Annotated in this window: 18 protein-coding genes; 4 read left to right on the top strand and 14 right to left on the bottom strand. The window is 59.9% G+C overall.

All coding sequences use genetic code 11. The annotated features are described in order from the left end of the window. Positions 1-10 precede the first annotated feature (10 nt). From ssnA to mocA, 3 genes are all read right to left on the bottom strand, one after another. Entirely contained in the window at positions 11-1,339 is a 1,329-nt protein-coding gene (gene ssnA / locus AACQ43_RS12145; protein ID WP_168967430.1) for a putative aminohydrolase SsnA, read from the bottom strand. A gap of 30 nt (positions 1,340-1,369) precedes the next feature. Next, positions 1,370-4,480 carry a putative selenate reductase subunit YgfK gene (gene ygfK / locus AACQ43_RS12140; protein ID WP_168967429.1) on the bottom strand — a complete coding sequence of 1,037 codons (3,111 nt, stop codon included), beginning with the start codon at positions 4,478-4,480 and terminating at the stop codon, positions 1,370-1,372. A gap of 420 nt (positions 4,481-4,900) precedes the next feature. Then, positions 4,901-5,536, bottom strand: coding sequence for a molybdenum cofactor cytidylyltransferase (gene mocA, locus AACQ43_RS12135; protein ID WP_282434310.1), 636 nt, complete (start codon positions 5,534-5,536; stop codon positions 4,901-4,903). Here mocA and yqeC point away from each other — a divergent pair. Then, positions 5,535-6,383 carry a selenium cofactor biosynthesis protein YqeC gene (yqeC, locus tag AACQ43_RS12130; protein WP_168967427.1) on the top strand — a complete coding sequence of 283 codons (849 nt, stop codon included), beginning with the start codon at positions 5,535-5,537 and terminating at the stop codon, positions 6,381-6,383. The genes mocA and yqeC overlap by 2 nt on opposite strands. Before the next feature lie 19 nt (positions 6,384-6,402). Next, entirely contained in the window at positions 6,403-7,995 is a 1,593-nt protein-coding gene (yqeB, locus tag AACQ43_RS12125; protein ID WP_168967426.1) for a selenium-dependent molybdenum cofactor biosynthesis protein YqeB, read from the top strand. A 146-nt stretch (positions 7,996-8,141) separates the two neighbouring features. Here yqeB and AACQ43_RS12120 read toward each other — a convergent pair whose 3' ends face one another. The 7 genes from AACQ43_RS12120 to AACQ43_RS12090 form a co-directional block, all read right to left on the bottom strand. After that, positions 8,142-9,065, bottom strand: coding sequence for a DMT family transporter (locus AACQ43_RS12120; RefSeq protein WP_168967425.1), 924 nt, complete (start codon positions 9,063-9,065; stop codon positions 8,142-8,144). A gap of 182 nt (positions 9,066-9,247) precedes the next feature. Next, positions 9,248-10,180: a carbamate kinase gene (arcC, locus tag AACQ43_RS12115; protein WP_168967424.1), complete on the bottom strand. Its 933-nt coding sequence runs from the start codon at positions 10,178-10,180 to the stop codon at positions 9,248-9,250. Positions 10,181-10,275: 95 nt separating this feature from the next. Then, positions 10,276-11,700, bottom strand: coding sequence for a dihydropyrimidinase (hydA, locus tag AACQ43_RS12110; RefSeq protein WP_168967423.1), 1,425 nt, complete (start codon positions 11,698-11,700; stop codon positions 10,276-10,278). 105 nt (positions 11,701-11,805) lie between these two features. Next, complete coding sequence (locus tag AACQ43_RS12105; RefSeq protein WP_040070003.1) at positions 11,806-13,023, bottom strand: YgeY family selenium metabolism-linked hydrolase; 1,218 nt, start codon at positions 13,021-13,023, stop codon at positions 11,806-11,808. Between the two features lie 139 nt (positions 13,024-13,162). Beyond that, a complete protein-coding gene (gene dpaL / locus AACQ43_RS12100) occupies positions 13,163-14,362 on the bottom strand; it encodes a diaminopropionate ammonia-lyase (RefSeq protein WP_043850868.1) in 1,200 nt (399 codons plus the stop codon). 156 nt (positions 14,363-14,518) lie between these two features. Continuing rightward, complete coding sequence (ygeW, locus tag AACQ43_RS12095) at positions 14,519-15,706, bottom strand: knotted carbamoyltransferase YgeW (RefSeq protein WP_033113254.1); 1,188 nt, start codon at positions 15,704-15,706, stop codon at positions 14,519-14,521. A 428-nt stretch (positions 15,707-16,134) separates the two neighbouring features. Continuing rightward, positions 16,135-18,069, bottom strand: coding sequence for a sigma 54-interacting transcriptional regulator (locus AACQ43_RS12090; RefSeq protein WP_168967422.1), 1,935 nt, complete (start codon positions 18,067-18,069; stop codon positions 16,135-16,137). 533 nt (positions 18,070-18,602) lie between these two features. Between AACQ43_RS12090 and AACQ43_RS12085 the strand changes: the two genes are divergently transcribed. Together AACQ43_RS12085 and AACQ43_RS12080 are read left to right on the top strand one after the other, a co-directional pair. Continuing rightward, entirely contained in the window at positions 18,603-19,136 is a 534-nt protein-coding gene (locus AACQ43_RS12085; protein ID WP_102988687.1) for a hypothetical protein, read from the top strand. After that, positions 19,136-20,500, top strand: a complete 1,365-nt coding sequence (locus AACQ43_RS12080) for a hypothetical protein (RefSeq protein WP_168967421.1) — start codon at positions 19,136-19,138, stop codon at positions 20,498-20,500. The genes AACQ43_RS12085 and AACQ43_RS12080 overlap by 1 nt, the downstream gene beginning before the upstream one ends. 51 nt (positions 20,501-20,551) lie before the next feature. On the opposite strand, the gene AACQ43_RS22215 is transcribed toward AACQ43_RS12080, so the two are convergent. The 4 genes from AACQ43_RS22215 to AACQ43_RS12060 all read right to left on the bottom strand — a co-directional run bounded on the left by AACQ43_RS22215 (position 20,552) and on the right by AACQ43_RS12060 (position 22,643). Then, positions 20,552-20,719 carry a phage protein GemA/Gp16 family protein gene (locus tag AACQ43_RS22215; RefSeq protein ID WP_227656873.1) on the bottom strand — a complete coding sequence of 56 codons (168 nt, stop codon included), beginning with the start codon at positions 20,717-20,719 and terminating at the stop codon, positions 20,552-20,554. A gap of 137 nt (positions 20,720-20,856) precedes the next feature. Further along, the gene (locus AACQ43_RS12070) at positions 20,857-21,741 is read right to left on the bottom strand and encodes an AEC family transporter (RefSeq protein ID WP_168967420.1); all 885 of its coding nucleotides are present in this window, start codon (positions 21,739-21,741) and stop codon (positions 20,857-20,859) included. A gap of 11 nt (positions 21,742-21,752) precedes the next feature. Beyond that, complete coding sequence (locus AACQ43_RS12065; protein ID WP_016350817.1) at positions 21,753-22,310, bottom strand: YaeQ family protein; 558 nt, start codon at positions 22,308-22,310, stop codon at positions 21,753-21,755. Between the two features lie 192 nt (positions 22,311-22,502). Beyond that, positions 22,503-22,643 (bottom strand): TIGR02808 family protein, encoded by a 141-nt coding sequence (locus AACQ43_RS12060; protein ID WP_005301193.1) that lies wholly within the window; start codon positions 22,641-22,643, stop codon positions 22,503-22,505. Positions 22,644-22,845: the final 202 nt, after the last annotated feature.

Below are 22,845 nucleotides of genomic sequence, written 5' to 3'. Positions count from 1 at the left end.
GAGGGTGGCCTCAGGCCAGCTGATCCATCCGTTGCCACAGGCGGCTCGCCACCTTGCTGGCCTGCTCATAAAGGGGCGCGACATCGAACGGGAACTCGCGATCCTGATAGACCATGCGCCCCTCCACCATCACGCTGTTGACGCTGTTCGATCCCATACCAAAGGCGAGATGGCCGCCGAGGTTGCGCGGCGCCAGCGGGGTCGGTGCTGCGTAGTCGCAGATGGTGAGGTCAGCCTTGTAACCCGGCTCCAGGCGGCCAAATTTGGCGCCGAAGTTGCGCTCCAGCAGGGTGTTGCCGTTCCAGAGGAAGCGGGCAAAGCTGTCTGGCCACAGGGCTCCGCCGGCATCCTTGTGCTTGAAGTAGGCAAACTTGAGCTCTTCGAGCATGTCGGAGCCGATACCATCGGTGCCAAGTGCCAGATTGCGATACTCCGGCAGGTGCATGTTGTAGCCCACATGGTTGTTCATGTTGGAGCGGGCGTTATGCACCAGGAAGGCATCGCGGCTGTTGAGCAGCTCGATGTCAGCCGGGCTTAAGTAGATGCCGTGGGCGATCAGGGTTTTGCTGTCGACAAGGCCAAACTCGTCCAGCCGGGCGATGGGCTCCTTGCCATAGTGGTGGTGACCGTGAGCCATGTCGTAGCGGTCTTCCGCCACATGAATATGCAGCCCGCGACCGGTGACCTGCACCGCTTCGCGCAACATGGCCAGCCCCTCGTCCGGTACCGTAAAGGGGGCGTGGGCGCCGATATGAGCCTCCACCAGATAGGGTTCGCTCCCCTTGGCCTTGGCCGCATCGATCTGTTGGGCGAACAGGATGTTCTCCTCCACCCCGGCCTGCAGCTCGGCAAGGCCGCCATTACGATCCGTGGTTTCGAAGCAGGTCATGCCGCGCAGACCCGCCTCCATAAACCCTTTGCGCAGCACATTCAGGGAGCCCTTGATGAAGTTGGGCGAGGCGTGGTGGTCGATCACCGCGCTGCAGCCGCTCTTGATCGCTTCCAGCGAGCAGATGAGGCCGCTGTAGTAGAGGGACTCTTCATCAAGCGCCCGATCGAGCCGCCACCAGAGGTTTTTCAGGGTGGAGATAAAATCCGGGCAGGGGGCGATATTGGCCATGATCCCCCGCGACAGGCCGGAGTAGAAGTGGTTGTGGGCACAGACGATGCCCGGCATCACTAGCTTGCCCCCCATCTCCCGATAGTTGGCCTCCGGGTAGAGGGCCCGCAGATTGGGCCCCACCGCTTTGATAAGCGATCCTTCGATGGCGATATCCACCCCTTCCAGCACCAGGGTCGGCTCCAGCTGGACAGCGGTGACGTTCTTCAGAATAAACATGGTTTGCTCCTTCGCTTATTCGTGGTTCGCTCAGGCCTCGACGGCCCCCAGCAGGTAGTGGTGATGGGCATGGACATGGCTGATGATCCGGCACATGTCGCCAAGGGCTGCTGGCGCGTCCTTGATCCGGCTCTGGGCATCTATGGTCAGGCGATAGGTCTCGCCATCCTGACGCACCCGCAGTTCGCCACCATCCGCCAGATAGAACCCGGGGTTGCGGCTGTTGTCGAAATCCTCGGGCAGGCTGAAGATGGTGACCTTGTCCTGATAGGGCTTGCCCTGCCACGGGCAGAACTGGGCGCAGTTGCCACATTCGTTGCAGTAGGCATCCAGGTGCAGGGTCTGGAACTGGTCTTTGAAGCCCGGCACCGCAATGGCGACGTTGGCCCGGTTGGGGCAGACATCCACGCACTTGCTGCAGAGGTAGTTGCACTCGAGGCAACGGTGCGCCTCTTGCGCCACGAAGGCATCACGCTCGCTCTTGTCAACCATGGTGACGGCGATGCTCCCCTTGCGGCGGTAGATCTCATCCTTGCCCGACGGCTGGATGGTCACTTCGCTCTGCTGGCTGGCGATATGCTCGCGAGAGAGCACCAGATCCGCGGCGCGGCGGGCACCACCGATGGCACCGACGATGGAGGATGGTCCGCTCTGCACGTCACCGATGAGGAAGACGTTGCGACGGCTGGTTTCGCCAGTCTGGCCATCCACCTCGGGCCAGCCATCGCTGCCAAGGGGAATGCCCATCGCTTTGAGCACCTCGCAATCAGGCTGCTCGCCGATGGCGGTGATCAGGGCATCCATCTGCATCACTTCGGTCTGCTCGGTGGGCACCGGACGGCGGCGGCCCTGCTCGTCAGGTTCCCCCAGCGCCATCATCCGCACGACAAGCTTGCCATCTTTCTCAAAGCGCTCCGGATTGGTGAGGAAGCAGAAACGCACCCCATCCTCCACCGCTTCCAGATACTCCTCGCGATAGGCGGGCATCTCTTTTTCGCTGCGGCGGTAGATAACGGTCACATCGCTGACACCCGGCACCTTGAGGGCGGCGCGGGCACAGTCCATGGCGGTGTTGCCGGCACCAACCACAGCCACATGGCGGCCCAGCGGTAGCGGTTTGCCCTGATTGAAGCTGCGCAGGAAGTTGAAGGACTTGTAGACCCGATCATGACCCCCTTCGAGACGCATGCCGCCATTCTTGTCAGCGCCGATGCCGACGAAGACATAGCTAAAGCCCCGGGCGTGCAGCTTGTCGACGGTGAGCGCCGGATCGCAACCAAACTCGAACTTGACCCCGTGGGCGGCGACAAAGTCGATATCGTGCTGGATGAGCTCTGCCGGAATGCGGAACTCGGGGATGATGTGCTTGACCACGCCACCGGCATCCGCTTCGCGCTCGAACACGGTGACCGGGTGACCGGCACGGGCCAGGAAGTAACCGGCGGAGAGACCTGCAGGACCGGCGCCAATGACCGCAACCGGATGTTTGTCACCACTGCCTGCCGGTTTGTGCCAGCGGGCCTTGTACCCTTCCCAGCCGCGCTCCAGCGCGACCTTCTTGAGCTCACGGATATTGAGCGGGCTGTCGTAATCGAGACGGGTGCAGTTGTACTGGCACTGGTGATCGCAGATGTGGCCGGTGATGGCGGGCAAGGCGTTGCGCTGATAAATCAGCTCAAGGGCAGCCACATACTCCCCCTCGCCCATCAGGCGAATGTACTCGGGAATATCCTGATGCACGGCGCAGGCGGTGACGCAGGGCGCCACGTAGCAGTCGGTCATCGGCAGGCCGCCCCCCACTTCGATGCGATCGTCGGACTTCCACTCCTTCTGGGTGTAATCCATGGTGAGCGCCTTGGCGGCCAGGGCTTCCAGCTTCTCGACATCCACCTGGGTCATGGCCCAGCTATCGGAAGCGTCGATCTCGTTGAGGCACTCGATCTGGCGCAGGTAGCCACCCGGTTTCAGCAGGTCGGTGGCCATGGTGATGGGACGAATGCCGGTCTCGAAGATCTCCGCGATGTTGAATTTGCTGGCACCGCCCGAGTAGGAGATGGGCAGCTTGCCATCGAAGGCGCGGGACAGCACGGCCGCCACGTTGATGGAGAGCGGGAACAGCGCCCGGCCGGACATATACATCTCATCCCCCGGCAGCGCCCCCTTGCGGTTGATGGTGCCAAGGGTATTGGTGAGTTTCACCCCGAAGGTGAGCCCCTTCTCGGCCCCCAGCGCCATCAGACGGGTCAGCATCGCCTTGGCCTGATCCAGCTTGAGGTCGTGATCGAACGACGCTTCGCTCAGACCAATGTAATCAAAGCCGCAGGTATCGAGGATCTCGCGCACCCGCGGGTAGCCCAGCAGGGTCGGGTTCAGTTTGACGAAGGTGTTAAGCCCCTTCTCTTCCAGCATGTAGCGGCAGATGGCCTCAATCTCGTTCGGCGGGCAGCCGTGCATGGTAGAGAGGGTAACGCCGTGCACCAGATTGGCCGGGATACGATCCACCAGCTTTTGCAGGCGATCGCGGCGCGCCCCCAGTCCCAGCTCGGCGATAAACTGCTCGTCGGCCACGAGGTCACGTACCACCTGCTGGTACTCGGCAAATTTCGGACTTTGGCTTGCATCCCTCAGGCTGTGGATGAACTGCTGCATCGGCGGCTGTTTGATGCCATCGAGGTTGTAACCCACGCTCATGTTGAAGATGAAGGACTTGGCCTCTCCGTCGAGGCGTGGGTCAAACACCTCCTCCAGCAGATAGAGGGCAAACCAGGCCTTCAGGTACTCGTCAAACGCCTTGGGCAGGGTGAACTCGGTGGACCACTCGGTATTGAAGCACTCATCCTCGGCATCGATGCAGGGCTTTTCCAGTTCGAGACGGTCCAGGATCTGCACCGTCTTGAGCTCGATAAAGCGCCCGCCGGTCAGCCAGGAGGTGACGATGTTCTGGGCCAGCTGGGTATGGGGGCCGGCTGCCGGGCCGATGGGGGTTTCGCAGGTTTCACCGAACACCTTGATCTTGCGATCGTCCTGCTTGCGATAGAATTGCGCGGCGGGAATGCCGAAGATGGATTGACTCGCTTTATATTCCGAGAAGATACGGACCAGAAGGTTCTTGAAGGGAACGGGTCGCATAATATCGCCCATGTTGATCTCCTTGCAGCGGCACTGCTCATTGACAGGGTGAATAAATGGGGCCCATCCATAACCACGCATAAAAAGCCCCTTGAAACTGACAAGAGCAACAATCAGGCCAGCGCCGGATCTTTTTATTTTTCAGCCATAAAAACGTGAGGCACCTCCAATTAATAAAACATCGAAAAATGATACCAGTTTCGACAATGAGAGTGGCTATCAACACCGAATTTAAATAATGGAAACGCAGCTCTCACGGCTAACAATGATCTCACTTTGGCGCGGCGCGCTATCAGTTTGATAAAGGGCGAGGCCAGCGCCATTATCAGGCCGGCCAGGATGATAACGGCCGCTGTCGGTCCCTGATAACGGGTTAGACAAGGGGATAAATATGCAAAGCAAGGCCGGGCAAGCCCCTGCCAGACGACCAGCTCAGCGCTCGAATGCTTCGGTTGCCAGCAGCGCCTGATAACGCTCCGGGGTGTCCACATCCTGCAGGATGGCGGCGCTCTGCACTTCGATGAAACGGTGGGGGTGCGCCAGCAGCCAGCGGCGCACCGAACCCTGTGCCGGCGCCGTCGCCAGCGCCATGGCAAGGGGTCTGGGCAACAGCACGGGGTGGCCAGCCTCCCCCTGATAGGAGGTAAAGAGGGTCTCGTCCCCCCGCGCCTGCCAGAGCGTGCGGTACACCTCGGGGGGGATGCAGGGCAGATCGCCGTGGCTTATGAAGAGGTGTTCGCTGCTACAGGCGGCGAGCCCCGCGCGGATGGAGCTGCCAAGCCCCTGTGCATAATCATGATTGTGTACCAGCCGGATACGGGGGTGATTGGCGTAGCGACTGATCAGCTCATCGGCGCGATGCCCCACCACCAGAATGACCCGGTCACACAGCACCAGGGCATTTTTGAGACTCTCATCAAGAATCGTGCTCTGGCGATACGGTAGCATCAATTTCCACGCGCCCATTCGTGATGAGAGGCCGGCCGCCGTAATTAGGCAGTCGCACCGCTCGCGCGAATGCCAGTGCTTCTCACTGACCGCGCCTCTATTTTCATCGGTCGTCGCCATGGCTATTTCATCACCCATCTTGCTCACCTCGCCAAATATCGAGAGTGTATTAAACCCGCTCACCGAAAATATTGATGGGCGTACCACTTTAATTAGTCTTTGCGGCGCCGGGGGGAAAACCAGCACCCTCTTCTGGCTGGCCGATTATTTCCATCAACAGGGCAAGAAGGTGCTGCTCACCACCAGCACTCGGATGTTTCTGCCCGCCCCCTCCTCTCGGCGCACCCTGCTGATCGAGGCCGACCCCATCCGTCAGCTGACCCGCTGCCAGGCCCTGCCCGATGAGCCGATGCAGCTGGTGCTGTTCAGCCACCTCGATCGGGCCAGCGGCAAGGCGGTGGGGCCGAGCCCTCAGCAGATCGATCTGCTCAAGGGGCAGCAACGCTTCGACATCATCCTGGTGGAGGCGGACGGCGCCCATCACAAGTTATTGAAAGCGCCCGCTTTGCACGAACCTCGCATTCCTCAGCACAGTGATTGGGTGATCGCCCTGATGGGCGGCGCCATGGTGGGCGCCAGCGCCGACCCGGCGCAGATCCACCGCTGGGCCGAGTTCCAGGCCCTGTGCGGGATTGCGGCCGGTGAACGGCTCGACTGGGCCCTGTTTGACCGGCTCATCGCCCACCCCGAGGGGGCGTTCAAGGGCACCCCGCCCGGGGCGCGCCGAGTCTGGTTTATCAATGGCGATTATCAAAATGAGCAGCAGTGGCTGCCCGCCCTGATAAACCTGCTGCAACGCCACCCCGAGCTCCACGCCATCTGGCAGGGGGCAGTGCGTGAACCCGGCACCATTCACCATGTTTGCTGTCGGCCTGCCCCCGGAGCCGCGCAGTCGCTGACCCGTTAAGGATGATACGAGGTACCTTATGAATCTGTTTGCACACGCTGCCCGACTGGAGCAGGAGAACACCCCCTTTGCCATGGCCCAGATCATCGAGAGCCGGGGCTCCACCCCGCGCCATCAGGCCCAGATGCTGGTGATGGCCGATGGCCGGATCCTCGGTACCATCGGCGGCGGCATGATCGAGCGGCTGGTGATCGAGGAAGCGATGGCCGCCATTGCCGAGCGCAAGCCGCGCATCTTCCACGGCCGGATGGCCCGCAACGGTGAACATGCGGTGGGCTCGGATTGCGGCGGCGCCATGTCGGTCTACATCGACGTCTACGGCCTGCGCCCCCGCCTGGTATTGATCGGCGCCGGCCACGTCAACCGGGCACTGGCCCATGCCGCGGCGCCGCTCGGCTTTGATGTCCATGTAGGGGATTGCTTCGAAGGGAGCCTCAACCCTGACCTCTTCCCGGCCGGTACCCATCTGGTGCAGGCCGATACCATCAGCGCGATGATCGAGAAACTGGCCATCGAGCCCGCCAACTTCGTCATCATCGCCACCAACCATCAGGACAAGGAGGCGCTGGATCGGCTTATCAGCCGTCCCCTCGCCTATCTGGGGCTGCTCGCCAGCAAGCGCAAGGTGCAGACCTTCACCCAGGCGCTGCGCCAGCAAGGGGTGAGCCAGGAGCAACTGCAGCGGCTGCACGCCCCCATCGGTTACAACATCGGAGCTGAAACCCCCGAGGAGATCGCCATCAGCATCCTCGCCGAGCTGCTGCAGGTGAAAAACGGTAAATCGGGTGGGCTGATGCAGGATGATGTGCGCCTCAAGCGGGATCAGCTGGTGGTGATGCGTGGCTCCGGCGACATCGCCACCGGGGTGGCACTGCGCCTGCACAATGCCGGTTTCAAGGTGGTAATGCTGGATCTCGACAAACCCACGGTGATCCGCCGCACCGTCGCCTTCGCCCAGGGGATGTTCGACGACGAGACCCGCGTCGAAGGAGTGCGAGCCAAGCGGGTCGAGAGCGTCGAGCAGGCGTTCGAGCAGCTGGATCTGGGTGTCATTCCGCTGCTGGTTGACCCCGACTGTGCCACCCTCGCCGAGCTCAAGCCCCGCTATCTGGTGGATGCCATCCTCGCCAAGCAAAATCTCGGCACTCACAGAGAGATGGCCCCCATTACGGTGGCCCTTGGCCCGGGGTTTGAGGCGGGGCGCGACTGCGATGCGGTCATCGAGACCAACCGCGGCCATCATCTGGGCCGGGTCATCTATCAGGGCCCCGCCCAACCCAATACCGGCATTCCCGGGGTGATCGAGGGGCACTCCGCCCGCCGGGTGGTGCGCGCCCCTGTCGCCGGGGTGATGAAGAGCCTGATCAAGCTCGGTGATCTGGTGCAGGAGGGGGATGTGATCGCCCATGTGGGAGACACTCCCATTATCGCGCCGCTCTCCGGCATGGTGCGAGGTCTGCTGAGCGATGGCATCGAGGTGACCGTCGGCTTCAAGATCGGTGACATCGACCCCAGAGGCGAGCGAGCCGATGCCACTACGGTATCGGACAAGGCCCGCGCCATCGGCGGCGCCGTGCTGGAAGCCATGATGCATCTGGCCCAGCGCAGATAAGCTCGAACGGCAAGGCCCGCGTCATCAACGGGCGGCGCCGTGTTGGAGACCATGATGCATCTGGCCCAACGCAGATAAGCCAGCACGCCAACAAAAAGGGCCCGCCATGATGGCGGGCCCTTTTTGTCACTTTGCCGGCAATCGGCTTAGCCCTGCCTGGCCCGGGTCTCCCCCGCCACCGACACCACGGAGCGCTTGCCCTTGCGGCTGATAACGAGAAGCGCCAGCACGATAAGGGCGATACCGCTCCCCTCCACCGGCCCCGGATTTTCACCAAGCAGCCACCAGGAGAGCAGCACGCCGCTCACCGGCACCGCCAGGGTGCTGAGCCCGGCGATCCCCGCCGGCAGCTTTTTCAGTACGAACAACCAGAGGCTCCAGGCCAGCGCCGTGGCAAAGATGGCGCTGTAGGCGAGCGCACCAAACACATAGGGCTGCCAGTCGATGGGTCGCTCCGGCACCAGCGCCGCCACCACGGCCATCACAATGGTGGCGTAGATCATCTGCCAAGTGGTGAGGGACATCAGATCTACCGCAGGGTGGCGGGCATACATCCGCTTGGCGATGATGGCGCTGATCCCCCAGCAGATGCCGGAAGCAATCCCCAGCAGCGCACTTTTCATGGAATCCAGATGCAGCTGCCAGGGCTCGATCACCAGCAGCAGGCCGCAGGCGGCCACCCCGACCGCCAGATAGTGCAGCTTGCGCATCCGCTCGCCGAGAAAGAGCGCCGCGAAGATCACCACCCAGAACGGCATGGTGTAGCTCAGAATGGCCACCTTGCCCGCCCCGCCGCTGATGAGCGCCCACTGAGCCAACCCCACCATGCCGCAGGTCTGGAACAGGGCGATGGCGAGGGTATAGCGAAACGGGGTAGGTTTGAGATAACGGCGGCCACGCAGGCACTGCACCAGCAGCAACACCAGGGATCCGCACAGGCAGCGCAGGGCGGTGAACTCGAACGCCCCCGCGTAGAGCATCACCTGCTTCATCACGATCCAGCTGTAACTCCAGATGGCAGTGAGCAGGACCAATCCCCCCAGCGCCGCCATGTTCAACTTGCTATTCATTGTGCTGCCTTGTTGCTGCGGCGGCCGGTGCGTCCGCCATTCGGGGCGCCATCTTACTCCTCTGCCGTCCCCCTGCCCACCGTGGATAAGAGCTGGCCGGCCCATGCGCTCCCTCTGCCAATCCCTGGCACCAGCCAACAGAAAAGGGGCCGACGGCCCCCAGGTTACAACCTTGCTCGACCCTACTGGCTTATCAGGGTGCCGGTCTTGCCGGCAATGCCGTCAGCCGCCTTCTCCAGCAGGGTGATCAGGGATTTGCGCCCCGCCATGGAGGTGGCGAACGAGAGCGCCGCCTCCACCTTGGGCAGCATGGAGCCCTTGGCAAACTGCCCCTGCTCGATAAAGCGCTGAGCATCCCCCACGCTCAACTGATCCAGCCACTGCACCTCGGGCTTGCCGAAGTTGATGGCGACCTGCTCTACCGCAGTGAGGATGATCAGCATGTCGGCATCGATGAGCTCCGCCAGCCTGGCACTGGCCCAATCCTTGTCGATCACCGCGCTGGCACCGCGCAGGTGATTGCCCTCGCGCAGCACCGGAATGCCGCCGCCACCGACGGTGATCACCACCTGACCGGCGGCCAGCATGGCGGAGACGGTCTCCTTCTCGATGATGTCGACGGGTTTGGGAGATGCGACCACCCGGCGATAGCCGCGACCGGCATCCTCTTTGAGCCGCTCCCCCTTGGCCATCAATGCTTCGGCCTCCTCCTTGCTGAAGAAGCCGCCGATGGGTTTGCTCGGGTCGAGGAAGGCGGGATCGTTTTTATCCACCTCCACCTGGGTCACCAGAGTAGCGACCGGCTTGTGAATACCACGCGCCAGCAAGGCCTCGCGCAGAGCGTTTTGCAGGTCATAACCGATATAACCCTGACTCAGGGCCACGCAGACCGACATGGGCAGATGGGGCGCCTTGGGATCGTGGCGGGCCGCCACCTCGAACGCCTGCTGGATCATCCCTACCTGCGGGCCGTTGCCGTGGGTCACCACCACTTCATGCCCCTGAGCGATCAGGTCGGCAATGGTGCCTGCCGTGCTCTGCACCGCCTTCATCTGCTCGGGCAGGTTGTTGCCCAGCGCATTGCCACCAAGGGCCAGTACGATTCTCTGTTTCATCTTGTTATCTCCAGTGATGGGACAAGCCGGCGCAATACCGGCCCACCTTTCGTTGTTCACATAAGCTTGCTGATTTGCGTATTTCGAACGAATTGTCAGCCTGCCACTGTGGGGCAAGGCGAGTGCAGCTCCGGCGCCAACGCCGGATCAAAGGGCGCTCTGGCCAAAAAGCGGCCGTGACCACGCCGCCCCAGAAACTCGCCATCGCGGGCGACCATCTCGCCGCGACTCAGGGTCAGTCTGATCTGGCCCGGGCAGCGCATCCCCTCGTAGGGGCTGTAGTCGCCGTTGTCGTGCAGGGCGGCGTGACGGATCAGGGTCTCGCCACGGGGATCCATGATCACCAGATCGGCGTCAGACCCCGGTTGCAGGTTGCCCTTGCGCGGCCAGAGGCCAAACAGGCGCGCCGGGTTGGCGCTGGTGAGGGCCACGAAGCGGGACGGCGAGATGCGCCCGCCCAATACCCCGTGGGCAAAGAGCAGCAGCATCCGGTTTTCGACCCCGGGCAAGCCGTTGGGGCAGCGGCTGAAATCGCCCCCCGAGAGGGTCATGCGCAGGGCGTGGGAGAAGTTGCAGTGATCGGTCGCCACCGTATCGATGTCGCCAGCAGCGATACCGACCCACAGCTTGTCCTGCTCGCGACGCGAGCGCAGCGGCGGGCTCAACAGATAGTCGACCCCGTTATCCTTGTAATAACACTGCTCATCGAGCAGCAGATATTGCGGGCAGGTCTCCACCCAGACCGGCTGTCCCTGCCGACGCGCCAGTTTCAGATACTCCAACCCCAAGCCATTGGATAGGTGGACGATATAGAGCGGCGCATTGCCAGCGAGCCCCGCCAGATTGATCATCCGGGCGATCGCCTCCGCCTCGCACTCCAGCGGGCGGCTTTGCGGGTGATGCCAGGGTTCATGGTGACCGGCGGCCAATAGGGCCGCACGGCGCGCCGCGATGGCGGCATCGTTCTCGGGATGGACGGTGGCAAGCGCCCCCACCTCCTTGAGGCGGGCCAGGGCGCGCAGCACGTCGTGATCCCCCAACTTGTACTGGTAGGTGAGATAGAGCTTGAAGCTGCTGATCCCCTCCTCCTGCACCATGGCGGCCATTTCGTGGAGGATAGCGTCATCCACATGCTGGACAACGCCGTGAAAGCTGTAATCGACCACCGCCTGATCGGCGGCATAGTCGTGATAGCGGGCCAGCTGGTGATGCAGATTGCACCCCGCCGGGCCAAATCCCATGTGATCGACGATGGTGGTGGTGCCACCACAGGCGGCAGCACGGGTACCGCTGAAAAAGTCATCGCAACTGCGGGCAATGCCGACATCGATGTTGAAGTGGGTATGGACGTCGATGCCGCCCGGCATCACATAGCAGCCGCTGGCATCGATCACGTCGGTCTCGCCATCGGGCTGGATAGCGGCGGCTCGCGCGCGGATCACCCCGTTCTCGATCAGCAGATCCTGACGATATTCCCCCTGTGCATCGACCAGCACACCGTTTTTGATCAGCCGTTTCATCCCCACCACCTCGAACATCACTTCAAACAGCAAAGCCCCGCCTCAATGGAGACGGGGCACTTGCAACAGACGGGCGGTGATGAGAGTCACCGCCCGGCGGCCCCCTTACTTGTCCAGCTCGGCCAGATAGAGCATGGGGATCACGGCGTACATGGCGGCGCACTTGACCAGATGCTCTTTCCAGGTCTTCTCGTTCGGGGCATGGGCCTCCGGCTCTTTACCCGGGCCAAAACCGATGACCGGAATACCGTGGCGACCCATGATGGAGACCCCGTTGGTCGAGAAGGTCCACTTGTCCACCACCGGCTCCTTGTTGAACAGCTCGCGATAAGCCTTGGAGAGGGTTTTGACGGTGATGTGATCCTCTTCCACCTTCCAGGTCGGGAAGTAGCACTCGGTCGGGTAGACCAGACCGGTGTAGGCTGGACGGTCGTACTGGTACATGGAGACCTCGGCACCGGCGGCTTGCACCGCAGGCAGGGCGCGGATCTCGTCGAGCGCCCCTTGCCAGGTTTCGCCCCAGGTGAGGCGGCGGTCGATGGAGACGGCGCAGCTGTCCGCCACGGCGCAGCGGCTTGGGGAGGTGAAGAAGATCTCGGAGACGGTCAGGGTGCCCTTGCCGAGGAAGTCGTCATTGCCGAGGTTGTGGCTCAGCTCCTGCAGCTCGCCAAGGATGGGGCCCATCTTGAAGATGGCGTTGTCACCGCGCTCCGGTGCGGAGCCGTGGCAGCTGACCCCCTGCACATCGATGCGGATCTCCATGCGGCCACGCTGGCCACGGTAGATCTGGCAGTCGGTGGGTTCGGTACTGACCACAAACTCGGGGCGGATCTTGCTCTGCTCGATGATGTACTGCCAGCAGAGGCCATCGCAATCCTCCTCCTGTACGGTACCGGTCACCAGCAGGGTGTACTGATCTTCCAACCCCAAATCCTTGATGATCTTGCCCGCATAGACCATGGAGGCCATGCCGCCTTCTTGGTCAGATGCGCCGCGGCCACCGATGATCTCGTGATCTTCCATCCCCTCATAGGGGTCGAACTTCCAGTTGGCCATGTTGCCGACGCCCACGGTATCGATGTGGGCATCCATGGCGATCAGGTGCGGGCCGTGGCCGATATAGCCCAGCACGTTGCCCATGGGGTCGATCTCGACCTTGTCAAAGCCAACCTTCTCCATCTCCTGCTTGATGCGCAGCACGACGCGCTCTTCATCGCAGCTCTCGCTCGGGATGGCGATCATGTCGCGCAGGAACTGACTCATCTCGGCCTTGTACTGGTAGGCCTTCTCCAACACCATTTCAAACGGAATTTGCTTGCTCATTGTGATTCTCCATAACAACTGAGAGTGCGCAGCCTGTTCGTCGGCAGCGCCCTGTGCCCGTTACCGCGCCCCGTTGGCGAGGCGCGATCAGTTCTTCAATTCGTCTCTCTGCTCTCGCAGGGATTACTCACAGCCGGGGTTAATCGCAGGCAGGATGTTTGCCTTCCCACACCACTTCCCGGTAGTGCTTAACATCGGTGTCACCTTCGGTGTTGATGATGAGCACGACCGAGTTGCTATCCAGCCCCAGACGTTCCATCAGCGCCGCGCGATCCGGGTGGTGACGCACCGCCGCCAGCACGCCGGTACCGACCGAGCCGGACTCACCGGAGATGATGCGGGGGTCATTGCCAAGAGGGTTGCCGAGCACTCTCATGCCCAGTGCCGACACCTTGTCGTGGCAGGAGATGAACTGGGTGGTGCAGCCCCTGAGCAGCGGCCAGCCAAGCGGGTTGGGTTCACCGCAGGCGAGACCGGCCATGATGGTGCGCATGTCGCCCCCCACATTGACCATCTCCCCCGCCACGCCGGAGCGGTAGATGCAGTCGGCCTGATCCGGCTCGACCACGATACTGTGCAGGTTTTTCGCCCCGAAGCAGTCCACCAGATAGCCGAGTACGCCGCCCGCCAGCGCCCCTACCCCGGCCTGCAGCAGCACGTGGGTCGGCTGCTTGATGCCCATATCCTGCATCTGCTCGACCGCTTCGTCGGCCAGAGTGGAGTAACCCTGCATGATCCAGGTCGGGATCTTGGTGTAACCCTCCCAGGCAGTGTCCTGCACTATGTGCCAACCGCGCTCTTCGGCCATCTTCATGGTCAGGCGCACGGTGTCGTCATAGTTCATATCGGTGACAATGCACTCGGCACCGAGATTGAGAATGTGGTCAACCCGCTCCTGGGCAGAGCCCTTGGGCATGTAGACCACCGCATGCTGGCCTACCTGCTTGGCGGCCCAGGCAACGCCGCGACCGTGGTTGCCATCTGTGGTGGTGGCGAAGGTCATCGGCTCCTTGATGGTGCGTTTGATGAGATCGAAGGAGAAATCTTCGACGGCCACCCCGTATTTTTCACAGAGCAGGTTGGCAATGGCGTAAACGCCACCGAGCATCTTGAAGGCATTAAGGCCAAAGCGTTTTGACTCATCCTTGACCAGAATATTTTTTACCCCGATATAGGCGGCCAGATCTTTCAGGTCGCACAGGGGTGTCGGTTCATAACCGGCCAGTTTTTTATGAAATGCACGGGCCTTTTGTGCTTCGGCGCGAGAAAACAGGGGAGATGGTTCACCGGTAAAAAAACGGTTATCGGCAATATCCATCTTCAGAGAAAATTGGGACATGCGTACCTCATCCAGATTATGGGGTCGGGAGCCATCTCACCGGGAAATCCGATATTCAGATACCACGGGGAGAAAACTCACGACAATTCCGCTGTTGTAGCAGGCAGGGGAATGATTACCCCTGCCATTTCTTTTATTTATTTCAGCCAACGCTATTTATTTAACCCGCTTCTGGGCCTCTTTCAGCAGCGTTTCGAGGGTCTCTCCCGGGGCGGAGAATTTACGAGCCATGATCATGGCGGCGATAATATAGGGCTTCCAGCTCGCCTCTTTATAAGTGGCGATACGATATTTCTCGAATACCCCTTCGGTTACTTCCCCTTCCTTGCAGGAGACACCGGAAATATCGGCCGGCAGGCAGTGCATATAGAGCGCTTCACCACCCTTGGTGAGCTTCATCATCTCTTCGGTGCAGTGCCAATCCTTGTGCTTGGCGTTCTGCTCAAGGCAGTGTTTCTCCAGCTCTTTGAGGCCGGCGTGGTCATTGGCACGCAGCAGTTCGGTACGCTGCTCCATCACCTTGTAGGGAGCCCAGGACTTGGGATAGACGATATCGGCATCCTTGAACGCCTCTTCCATGGAGGTGACCTGACGGAAGCTGCCACCGGATGCCTTGGCATTCTCCTTGGCCACTTCGATCACGTCCGGGATCAGGTCATACCCCTCTGGGTGGGCCAGGGTTACATCCATACCAAAGCGGGTCATCAGGCCTATGATGCCCTGCGGCACGGAGAGCGGCTTGCCGTAGCTCGGGGAGTAAGCCCAGGTCATCGCAATCTTCTTGCCCTTGAGGTTTTCCAGGCTGCCGAAGTGCTCCTGCAACCAGGCCAGATCAGCCATGGACTGAGTCGGGTGATCAATGTCGCACTGCAGGTTGACCAGCGCCGGACGCTGGGGCAGCACCCCCTTCTCGAACCCTTCATCCAGTGCGGCGCCCACTTCACGCATATAGGCGTTACCAGCACCCAGATACATGTCATCGCGGATACCGATGGCATCGGCGCAGAAGGAGATCATGTTGGCGGTTTCACGGACGGTTTCACCGTGGGCAATCTGGGATTTGCCCTCATCCAGATCCTGCTGGGCCAGACCGAGCAGGTTCAGCGCAGAGGCATAAGAGAAGCGGGTTCGGGTGGAGTTATCGCGGAAAACCGAGATACCGAGCCCGCTGTTAAACAGTTTGGTAGCAATATTTTCGGCACGCAGTGTCTTGAGGGATTCGGCCAGTTTCAATACCAGTTCAAGCTCCTGAGGTGTTTGCTCCCAGGTCAGCAGAAAATCTTTTTCATGCAGGTTGGATTTGAGTGCTTTGATCTCTTTGATTAACTCGTTCACTGCTTTCATCGTTAGCCCCAATCTGTTGATGAGAAATGCATTGCTCCCCTTCCACTCACAGGTCACCGAAACAAGGGCCATTGGGTGAGTTCATCGGTCAGCGTCAAATAAGGGCAATCAATAAGCGTGCCAACGCATAAATAAGCGGGAAATAACCAGAAAAGGCGTCTTGAATGTGAGCCGGCGCACAGCCTGAAGCTATATGGCACCCCGCCAAGGCTGTTAAGTCGGCTTATTTTCCAGCTGATGGCTGAGCGCTACTGAAATAGCGCGAGAATAGGGTGAGATGAGGCCAAGCCGGCCCTGATAATTATCAGTCCGGCTATCACCAGAGCCTGCCAATTGATAGAAAGCGGGGCCACATTCTCATAATGATAACGCCGCGATTGTCGGTCGCGGCGCGGTGAGGCGGGGCCGCCAGGCGACCCGCTGCGGGATCAGGCCTGCACGGCTATCTCGTACTTCTTTATCTTGCGATAGAGGGTGGCGATGCCGATCCCGAGTGCCTGGGCGGCCAGCTTCTTGTTGCCAAGGCGCAGCAGGGTCTCCTCTATCATCTGCTTTTCCATGTTCTCCAGCCCGTTTTCGCCAAGTGGCAGCGCCAACCCGCGCTCGACCTGGCCGGCAGCCGGCTCTGGCAGGCTTGCCTCTGGCGATGACCAGGGAGCTCCCGCAGCCGGTGCCGAGTTGCCAGCGGCAGAACTGAGCGCAGGGTCGGCCAGCACGCCATGGGGATAAGGGTCGGGCGAGAGCGGCATGCGCGCAATTTGCGCCGTGCTGCGTGACGGCTCGTCCGCCCCACTGCGCTGGTTGCGCAGAATATTAGGGGGCAGCAGGATGCCCTCGATCACCTCCCCCGCCTGCACCACGTTCACCAGGTACTCGATGAGGTTGCTGAGCTCGCGCACGTTGCCGGGCCAGCGGTATCCCTCCAGCAGTGCCATCACCTCCGGGCTCAGCCCCGGATACAGCAGGCCGATGCGGCTGGTGTGCAGGTTGAGGAAGTAGTGGGTCAGCAGCGCCACGTCCCCCTCCCGCTCGCGCAGGGGCGGCAGGTGGATGGGAATGACGTTGAGGCGATAGAAGAGATCCTCGCGAAACTTGCCCTCGGCGATGTACTGCTCCAGATGCTGATGGGTCGCGGCTATGATGCGAATGTCCACCGGCACCGGCCGGCTGGCGCCGATGGGGGTCACCTCCCGCAGCTCCAGCACCCGCAGCAGCTTGGCCTGCATGGTGAGCGGCATATCCCCTATCTCGTCGAGAAACAGGGTGCCCTGCTGGGCGGCCTGGATCAGCCCCTGCTTGCCGGTGCTGGAGGCCCCGGTGAAGGCCCCCTTCACGTAGCCGAACAGCTCGCTCTCGAGCAGCTGCTCGGGGATGGCGGCGCAGTTGATGGCGATGAAGGGCTTGTCGCGGCGCGGGCTGAGTCGGTGGATGGCGCGGGCCACCACCTCCTTGCCGGTGCCGCTCTCGCCGCATACCAGCACGCTGGAGGGGCTCAGGGCGATGCGATGGAGCAGCTTTTTCAGGGCCCGCATCGGCTTGCTCTCCCCGATCAGCATGCTGACTCCCTCGTCGGGCTCCAGCGGAGGGTTCGGCGTGCCGTGGGACTGGTGAAACGCCATCAGAAACAGCTGCTGGCCCTGTACGTGGTGCAGCTGGCCGATGATCAGCTCCTGACGATCCCCCAGGGTGACGATGTGTTGCAGGTGGCCGGTCAACCCCTGCTGGGCAAAGGTGAGCGGTCGCAGCCCTATCTCGCAGCCCAGCAGCGCCTCCTGCTGGCAGTTGAGCTGCTTGAGCGCGACCTCGTTGGCGTAGAGCACCTGGCTCTTCTCGTCGAGCAGCAGGCAGCCCTGATCCATGTGGTTCATCAGGCTCAGAAAGACCTTGTTGACCCCATCCGACAGCCCGCGCGAGTCGAGCAGCTTCGCCACGAAGATGCTGGAGATGTGCTGCACATAGTCGCACACCTCCTGCAGGTTGTTGTTGAGGCGGGCCTGCTGCTCCGGGTTGAAGGCCACCAGGCTGATCACCCCGATGCAGTTCTCCTCCACCATGATGGGCACCCCGAGAAAGGCCCGCTCCCGGCAGCTCTCCTTGCAGCTGCACCCCTCGCAGACCGGATCTTCGCTGGTGTGGGTGACGATCTTCTCGCGCTGATGCTCGATGACGTAGCGCAACAGGCGGGAGTCCCCCTCCAGCTGGCGACCGAAGAACTTGCCGTAAGGGCCGGTTCCCGCCACCCGCACCATGTTGGCGTCCACGATTTCCACTTCCAGTTGCAGCACACTGGCCAGCATCTTGGCAAAGCGCAAAATGGTGGGCTGGATCTGCATCAACAAACATTGGTTACTGACGGACATCATGTTGTAAATCCCCTGGCTCCCACCCCGGGTGGGATTCATGCTGGCCAGATACTATGCCAATTCGATGGCAACGACTTCGCCGAGGATCACGAAAAGGGAACTTGCACCTACACCACTCCCAGGTATGAGAGCTGGCGCAGCATCTCAATGGGAATCCTTCATTTTCTATTTGTAGGATAATATTTTTATTTAGCATTCAAAGCGATGGGCTATTTTTACACCAGTTTTTATGTATGAAGAGTTGGTCGAAGCGATCGACCTGAGGCCCTAACGAGATACGATTATCAGCAAAGAGGGCCTGACTGTATTCCATGACTTTCCCAGCGAAACAGAAAAAGGGAACGCCGATTAGAGCAGTGGCCATTTTATTCACACATTAAGTTGTACCAATGCCGCCCCCCTAGATCCAACTGCCATGTGTGAGTCCCTTATCGTGACCGAATTAACAATGTCATCAATTTGCTATTGAACAGGCATGAATTGGGTATACATTACCTCTCTGCGTGTTTTTTGTAGCCATATGGAGATATGTGATGAGTAAGGAAGCTATCTATAAAAATCTGGAATCTTTGGCACCGGTCGTAAAGGTACTCGGGGAAGTGGACAAAGCCTTAAACGATAAGGAACGAATTGATTCTGATAGTGATGATATCAAGGAAGTGCTGGCTGCCGCTGGCGGTGTCGGTGCTGGTGCGGGTATTGGGTTTGCAGGTCTTTATTTCGGCGGCATGACTGGTCTCTCTGCTGCTGGCATTACCTCTGGTCTGGCTGCAGCTGGCGGCCTCGTGGGTGGCGGTATGGCGGCAGGCGTAGCTGTTCTGGCGGCACCTGCAGTGCTGCTGGGTGTTGGCGCTTACGCTTTCGTATCACAACGTAACAAACGCAAGTTGAAAGAAAAGAAAGAGATGTTGCTGCAAGAAGCGATGAAAAAGCAGAACGCCATCATTTCAGAACTGCGTAAATCCTCAGACGACAACAAAGCAAGGGCAGACTATCTGACCAAACTCAACACACTCCTGCAATCAATCATCATTGACCTTGAGGGTGACTTGAAGGTGGCTGCCTGATGAGCAATGACAAGGGTGATTATCTCGCAGATGGATTGAGGGTTGCTGTTCATCACAAGCAAATGCTTGATCAGTTGGGCTCCGAGCATGATCAGCAGCGTCATAGCCTCGATGCTGCGATCAACTCCAGTGAAGCCTTGCTCCGACGCTTGGGTAAGGCATTACCGGTAAAGGACTCCGGCACGTCAACCTCTTTGCACGTAATTACCCCTGTCAGGACAAAATCATGGGAAGAAATCCTTGCAGAGGCTAAACAAGCAATACCTGGTGAGGTCGATTTTAATGATGTACTGACGCCAGCGGAAATTGATACTGTATTGGCAAAACATCAGGAACTCGGTGAACATCTGGGTTGGCTCGGCAGCCTTGATCGATACGATGTTGCACTGGCTGTTTCTGCGGGCATCCTCTCCGGGCTTATCGATATCTTTCTTGTCCAGGTGCCCGCACATCCGGGATTATTGGGTAGTCCTGCTTCGGAAGGGGGATGGTTATCCAACAAGGTCAAGGAGCTTTTTGGCGAAGTTCTGCCACCAGAAAAGGTCAAAGAGCTAGAAGGGTTGTACAAAGTCTCTTTCGATCCCCCGACTAATAGTGACCTGAAAGAAACTGTTGCTGGATTGGGCCCCCGCACTCATCGTTACCAATCATTGGGACATGACCCCATTCTAGGTTTCATTTTTGGGGTCAAAGATGTGTTGTGCGGTGAATTTACTGCCATTGATAAGTTTGGCAACGTGATTGTCCAACAAACTGCTGCGCCATTACTGGAGGGTGAGCATTTTATTATAAGGCTCCTGGAGGCCATCAGAAAAGTTGGCGGTCATCTGGCATCAGATGTAGCAACACCAGCAGGCCTGCCCGCCCCCCTGATGCCCCTTCTTTCTTTCTTTCAATTCGGAACGATAGGAAAGCAAGGTTACACCATCGCAGAAGTTGCAAGACAGATGTATCGCAGTGGATATGACCTGCGTCATTTCATTGCGGCATCAGTGCCATTGGCGATCAGTGAATTGATTGTTCGGCTTGGCTTTATGGTGAGAAAGCTCAATTCGGGAGCAACACTGGTCGAGGCATTTCCCAATGCAGCGCATCCGCAACTTCGTCGCCAGCTGCTGATTGCACATGGTGTGGCAGGTGTGATCAATGCAGGCAAAGTGACAGTGACCAGCAACCCCTTATCTATTAGCTGGCCACTCGTTTTAACGCTGCTGCGCTATGGTATGCCAGAAATGATGTATTTGATTTATGGCCAAGAAAAAGAGAGAACAAAGCTGGTTGAGACCGAGATAATGGCTGACTACAGAGCCATTCATCAGGAGCTGGATACACAACTTAAGATGCTCCCTCACATCGTGATATAGGCTTGGTAAAATGCAGCCCCGCATCGCGGGGCTTTCTTTAAGGTAAATATATTATCTTGCAGACCATTTTTTCAGCGCCGCCAGCACTTTGACGGCCAGAGGCGCATCCAGCCAGCCCACCTCGGCCACCCCTACCCCGCCGTTTAAACGGGCGGTCATCCGTTGTACCCAGTGGTTTAATGCATTCTTAGATCTAATCCTTCGACTCCAAAGCTGGATAACCTTGATTTGCTCGAAGTTACTGACTCTGATTTAACAACAGAAGGGCTATAGCTTCGATTAGCGAAGCGTAATCGGACTTTCGTGGCAGCAATAAAAAGGATGCCCTCAGGCATCCTTTTTATTGCTGAACAGGATCAACTGCCCAGATACAGGGCCAGCCAGACTGCCAGCGGGATCACCAGGACCGAGAGCGCATTGCCGCCGAGCACGATACTGGCCACCTTCTCGGGCTGGCACTGGTACTGCTCGCACAGCATGTAGTTGAGCACCGCAGGCGGCAGCGCCACCGACAGCATCAGGAGCGGGATCCAGGCCGGTTGCAGCGGCAGCAGCCAGACCGCCAGCCCCAGGGAAATGCCACCGGCCAGCAGATAGAGCAGGTTGCACTTGAGGGCGAGCCCCAGGTGATCCAGCTCCCCTTCCATCAGCCGGATGCCGAGGGCAAACAGCATCAGCGGCACCGAGATCTGGCCGAGCAAAGAGGCGCTGGTCACCAGGTATTCGGGCAGCGGGATGTGCAGATTGGCCACCAGCAGGCCGGCGAGGGCGGCCCACAGCACAGGGCTTTTCAGCCAGAGCCAGCGGGAGGTGTTGGCCGAGAGGATGAACATGCCCACCGAGAAGTGGAGCAGGTTGGAGAGCACGAAGAGGATGATGATGGCACCCAGCTGCTGCTCGCCGAAGGCCAGCACCATCAGCGGAATGCCGAGGTTGCCGGTGTTGCGAAACATGGCGGGCAGGATCAGGGCCGGTCGGCTGATGCTGCTAAGCCTGAGCAGGGAGAGCAGCAGACCCGGCAGCAGGATCACCAGGCCCCCCGCCGCGATGAGCGAGAGGTGGGCCATCAGATCCAGCGGGTATTTGACCAGCGCCGAGAACACCAGCGCCGGGGTGAACAGCTCGATATTGGCCCGGTTGACGTAACCCAGCGCGCCGCCCGGACGCAACCTGCCGTAGAGGGCGCCAAGCCCCACCACCGCAAACACCGGAATGACGATATTGAGCAGCGCGCTGAACATGGGCGAGTCCTTTACAGTTCGCGGGCGGGAGTTCCCATCAGCAGCACGGGATCCAGGGTCACTTCCTGGCGGCCGTTGCTCACCCAGAGCTGGCCGTCGGAGATGGTGCAGGTGAGCTGCATGGTGCGCTCCACCATTTCGGTCAGCGGCAGGGTCTGGCTGTCGGAGAGCTCAATCACGGTGAGGTTGTCGTGCAGGCCGAGTTTGCCCTGGTTCTGCTTCCACCAGACGCTGGTACCACGGCCGCCGTAGAGGTAGAGCACCACATGGCGGGAGCGGTTGCACGCCTTCTTGAGGCGGCGCTCGTCGGGCTGGCCGAGCTCTATCCAGAGTTCAATCTCGTCGGAATAGTTCTTGCGCCAGAGTTCCGGCTCGTCATCGGCAGAGAGGCCCTTGGTGAACTCCAGCCGCTCGGCAGCGTGCCAGGCGAAGGCCGCCAGCCGGATCATCATCCGCTCGTCGGTCTCGGAGGGATGACGGGCCAGGGTGAGAGAGAAGTCCTGATACAGATTGCGATCCATGTCGGACAGGCTGAGCTGAGCCTTGAATACGGTTGCCTTGAGAGCCATAGAAAACCTTGAATACCTTGGGAAGCGGGCCGAAACGAAAAACTGCGCGCCAGTGTAATCAAAATCGGCGGCCGGTTCGACCTCAAGCAGCACACATTTGGCCCCTGGAGCGCAGATAACTGCCTGCCAAAGCTCAAAAAACAAATGCCAGTCCGAAGACTGGCATTTGGCGGTATGAACGAAAGAAGCGGATCACTTCTCGGCGGACTTGACCCCGAAGGCATTGAGCAGCAGGCAGCAGGTCACTGCCACCGCCACAAACCCGCTCAGGAAGATAAAGGGCATGGCCCCGTATCCCAATACAGTCCAGATGGTTTGTTCAAGCAGACTCATTATGTGTCCTTCATCCAGTGAAATGGGTGTCCCTTTCGTGACGGGGTTATCCCCCCGTTCCTGATGATGCTATTTGACCCCAACCAGCGCCTGAGTCCTATGCCACCAAAGTAATAAATAGGGGGCTAGTTTGAGTTGGATCAACAATTTATCCCTTGCCGAGGAAAAATATGGACGGGATTCAACCAGTTGTCAGCCTGCT

Origin of the sequence: Aeromonas sp. DNRA1 (assembly GCF_963888745.1) — a bacterium.
GTDB lineage: Bacteria > Pseudomonadota > Gammaproteobacteria > Enterobacterales > Aeromonadaceae > Aeromonas > Aeromonas hydrophila.
This window is presented reverse-complemented; position numbering and strand designations above follow the sequence as displayed.

Bases quoted from the DNA above. Each gene is read 5' to 3' on its own strand.
- AACQ43_RS12065 (WP_016350817.1), bottom strand. From the start codon at position 22,310: ATGGCTCTCAAGGCAACCGTATTCAAGGCTCAGCTCAGCCTGTCCGAC.
- ssnA (WP_168967430.1), bottom strand. From the start codon at position 1,339: ATGTTTATTCTGAAGAACGTCACCGCTGTCCAGCTGGAGCCGACCCTG.
- AACQ43_RS12105 (WP_040070003.1), bottom strand. From the start codon at position 13,023: ATGAGCAAGCAAATTCCGTTTGAAATGGTGTTGGAGAAGGCCTACCAG.
- AACQ43_RS12060 (WP_005301193.1), bottom strand. From the start codon at position 22,643: ATGAGTCTGCTTGAACAAACCATCTGGACTGTATTGGGATACGGGGCC.
- AACQ43_RS12090 (WP_168967422.1), bottom strand. From the start codon at position 18,069: ATGATGTCCGTCAGTAACCAATGTTTGTTGATGCAGATCCAGCCCACC.
- arcC (WP_168967424.1), bottom strand. From the start codon at position 10,180: ATGAAACAGAGAATCGTACTGGCCCTTGGTGGCAATGCGCTGGGCAAC.
- ygeW (WP_033113254.1), bottom strand. From the start codon at position 15,706: ATGAAAGCAGTGAACGAGTTAATCAAAGAGATCAAAGCACTCAAATCC.
- AACQ43_RS12080 (WP_168967421.1), top strand. From the start codon at position 19,136: ATGAGCAATGACAAGGGTGATTATCTCGCAGATGGATTGAGGGTTGCT.
- AACQ43_RS12085 (WP_102988687.1), top strand. From the start codon at position 18,603: ATGAGTAAGGAAGCTATCTATAAAAATCTGGAATCTTTGGCACCGGTC.
- hydA (WP_168967423.1), bottom strand. From the start codon at position 11,700: ATGAAACGGCTGATCAAAAACGGTGTGCTGGTCGATGCACAGGGGGAA.
- dpaL (WP_043850868.1), bottom strand. From the start codon at position 14,362: ATGTCCCAATTTTCTCTGAAGATGGATATTGCCGATAACCGTTTTTTT.
- yqeB (WP_168967426.1), top strand. From the start codon at position 6,403: ATGAATCTGTTTGCACACGCTGCCCGACTGGAGCAGGAGAACACCCCC.
- mocA (WP_282434310.1), bottom strand. From the start codon at position 5,536: ATGGCGACGACCGATGAAAATAGAGGCGCGGTCAGTGAGAAGCACTGG.
- ygfK (WP_168967429.1), bottom strand. From the start codon at position 4,480: ATGGGCGATATTATGCGACCCGTTCCCTTCAAGAACCTTCTGGTCCGT.
- yqeC (WP_168967427.1), top strand. From the start codon at position 5,535: ATGGCTATTTCATCACCCATCTTGCTCACCTCGCCAAATATCGAGAGT.
- AACQ43_RS12120 (WP_168967425.1), bottom strand. From the start codon at position 9,065: ATGAATAGCAAGTTGAACATGGCGGCGCTGGGGGGATTGGTCCTGCTC.
- AACQ43_RS12070 (WP_168967420.1), bottom strand. From the start codon at position 21,741: ATGTTCAGCGCGCTGCTCAATATCGTCATTCCGGTGTTTGCGGTGGTG.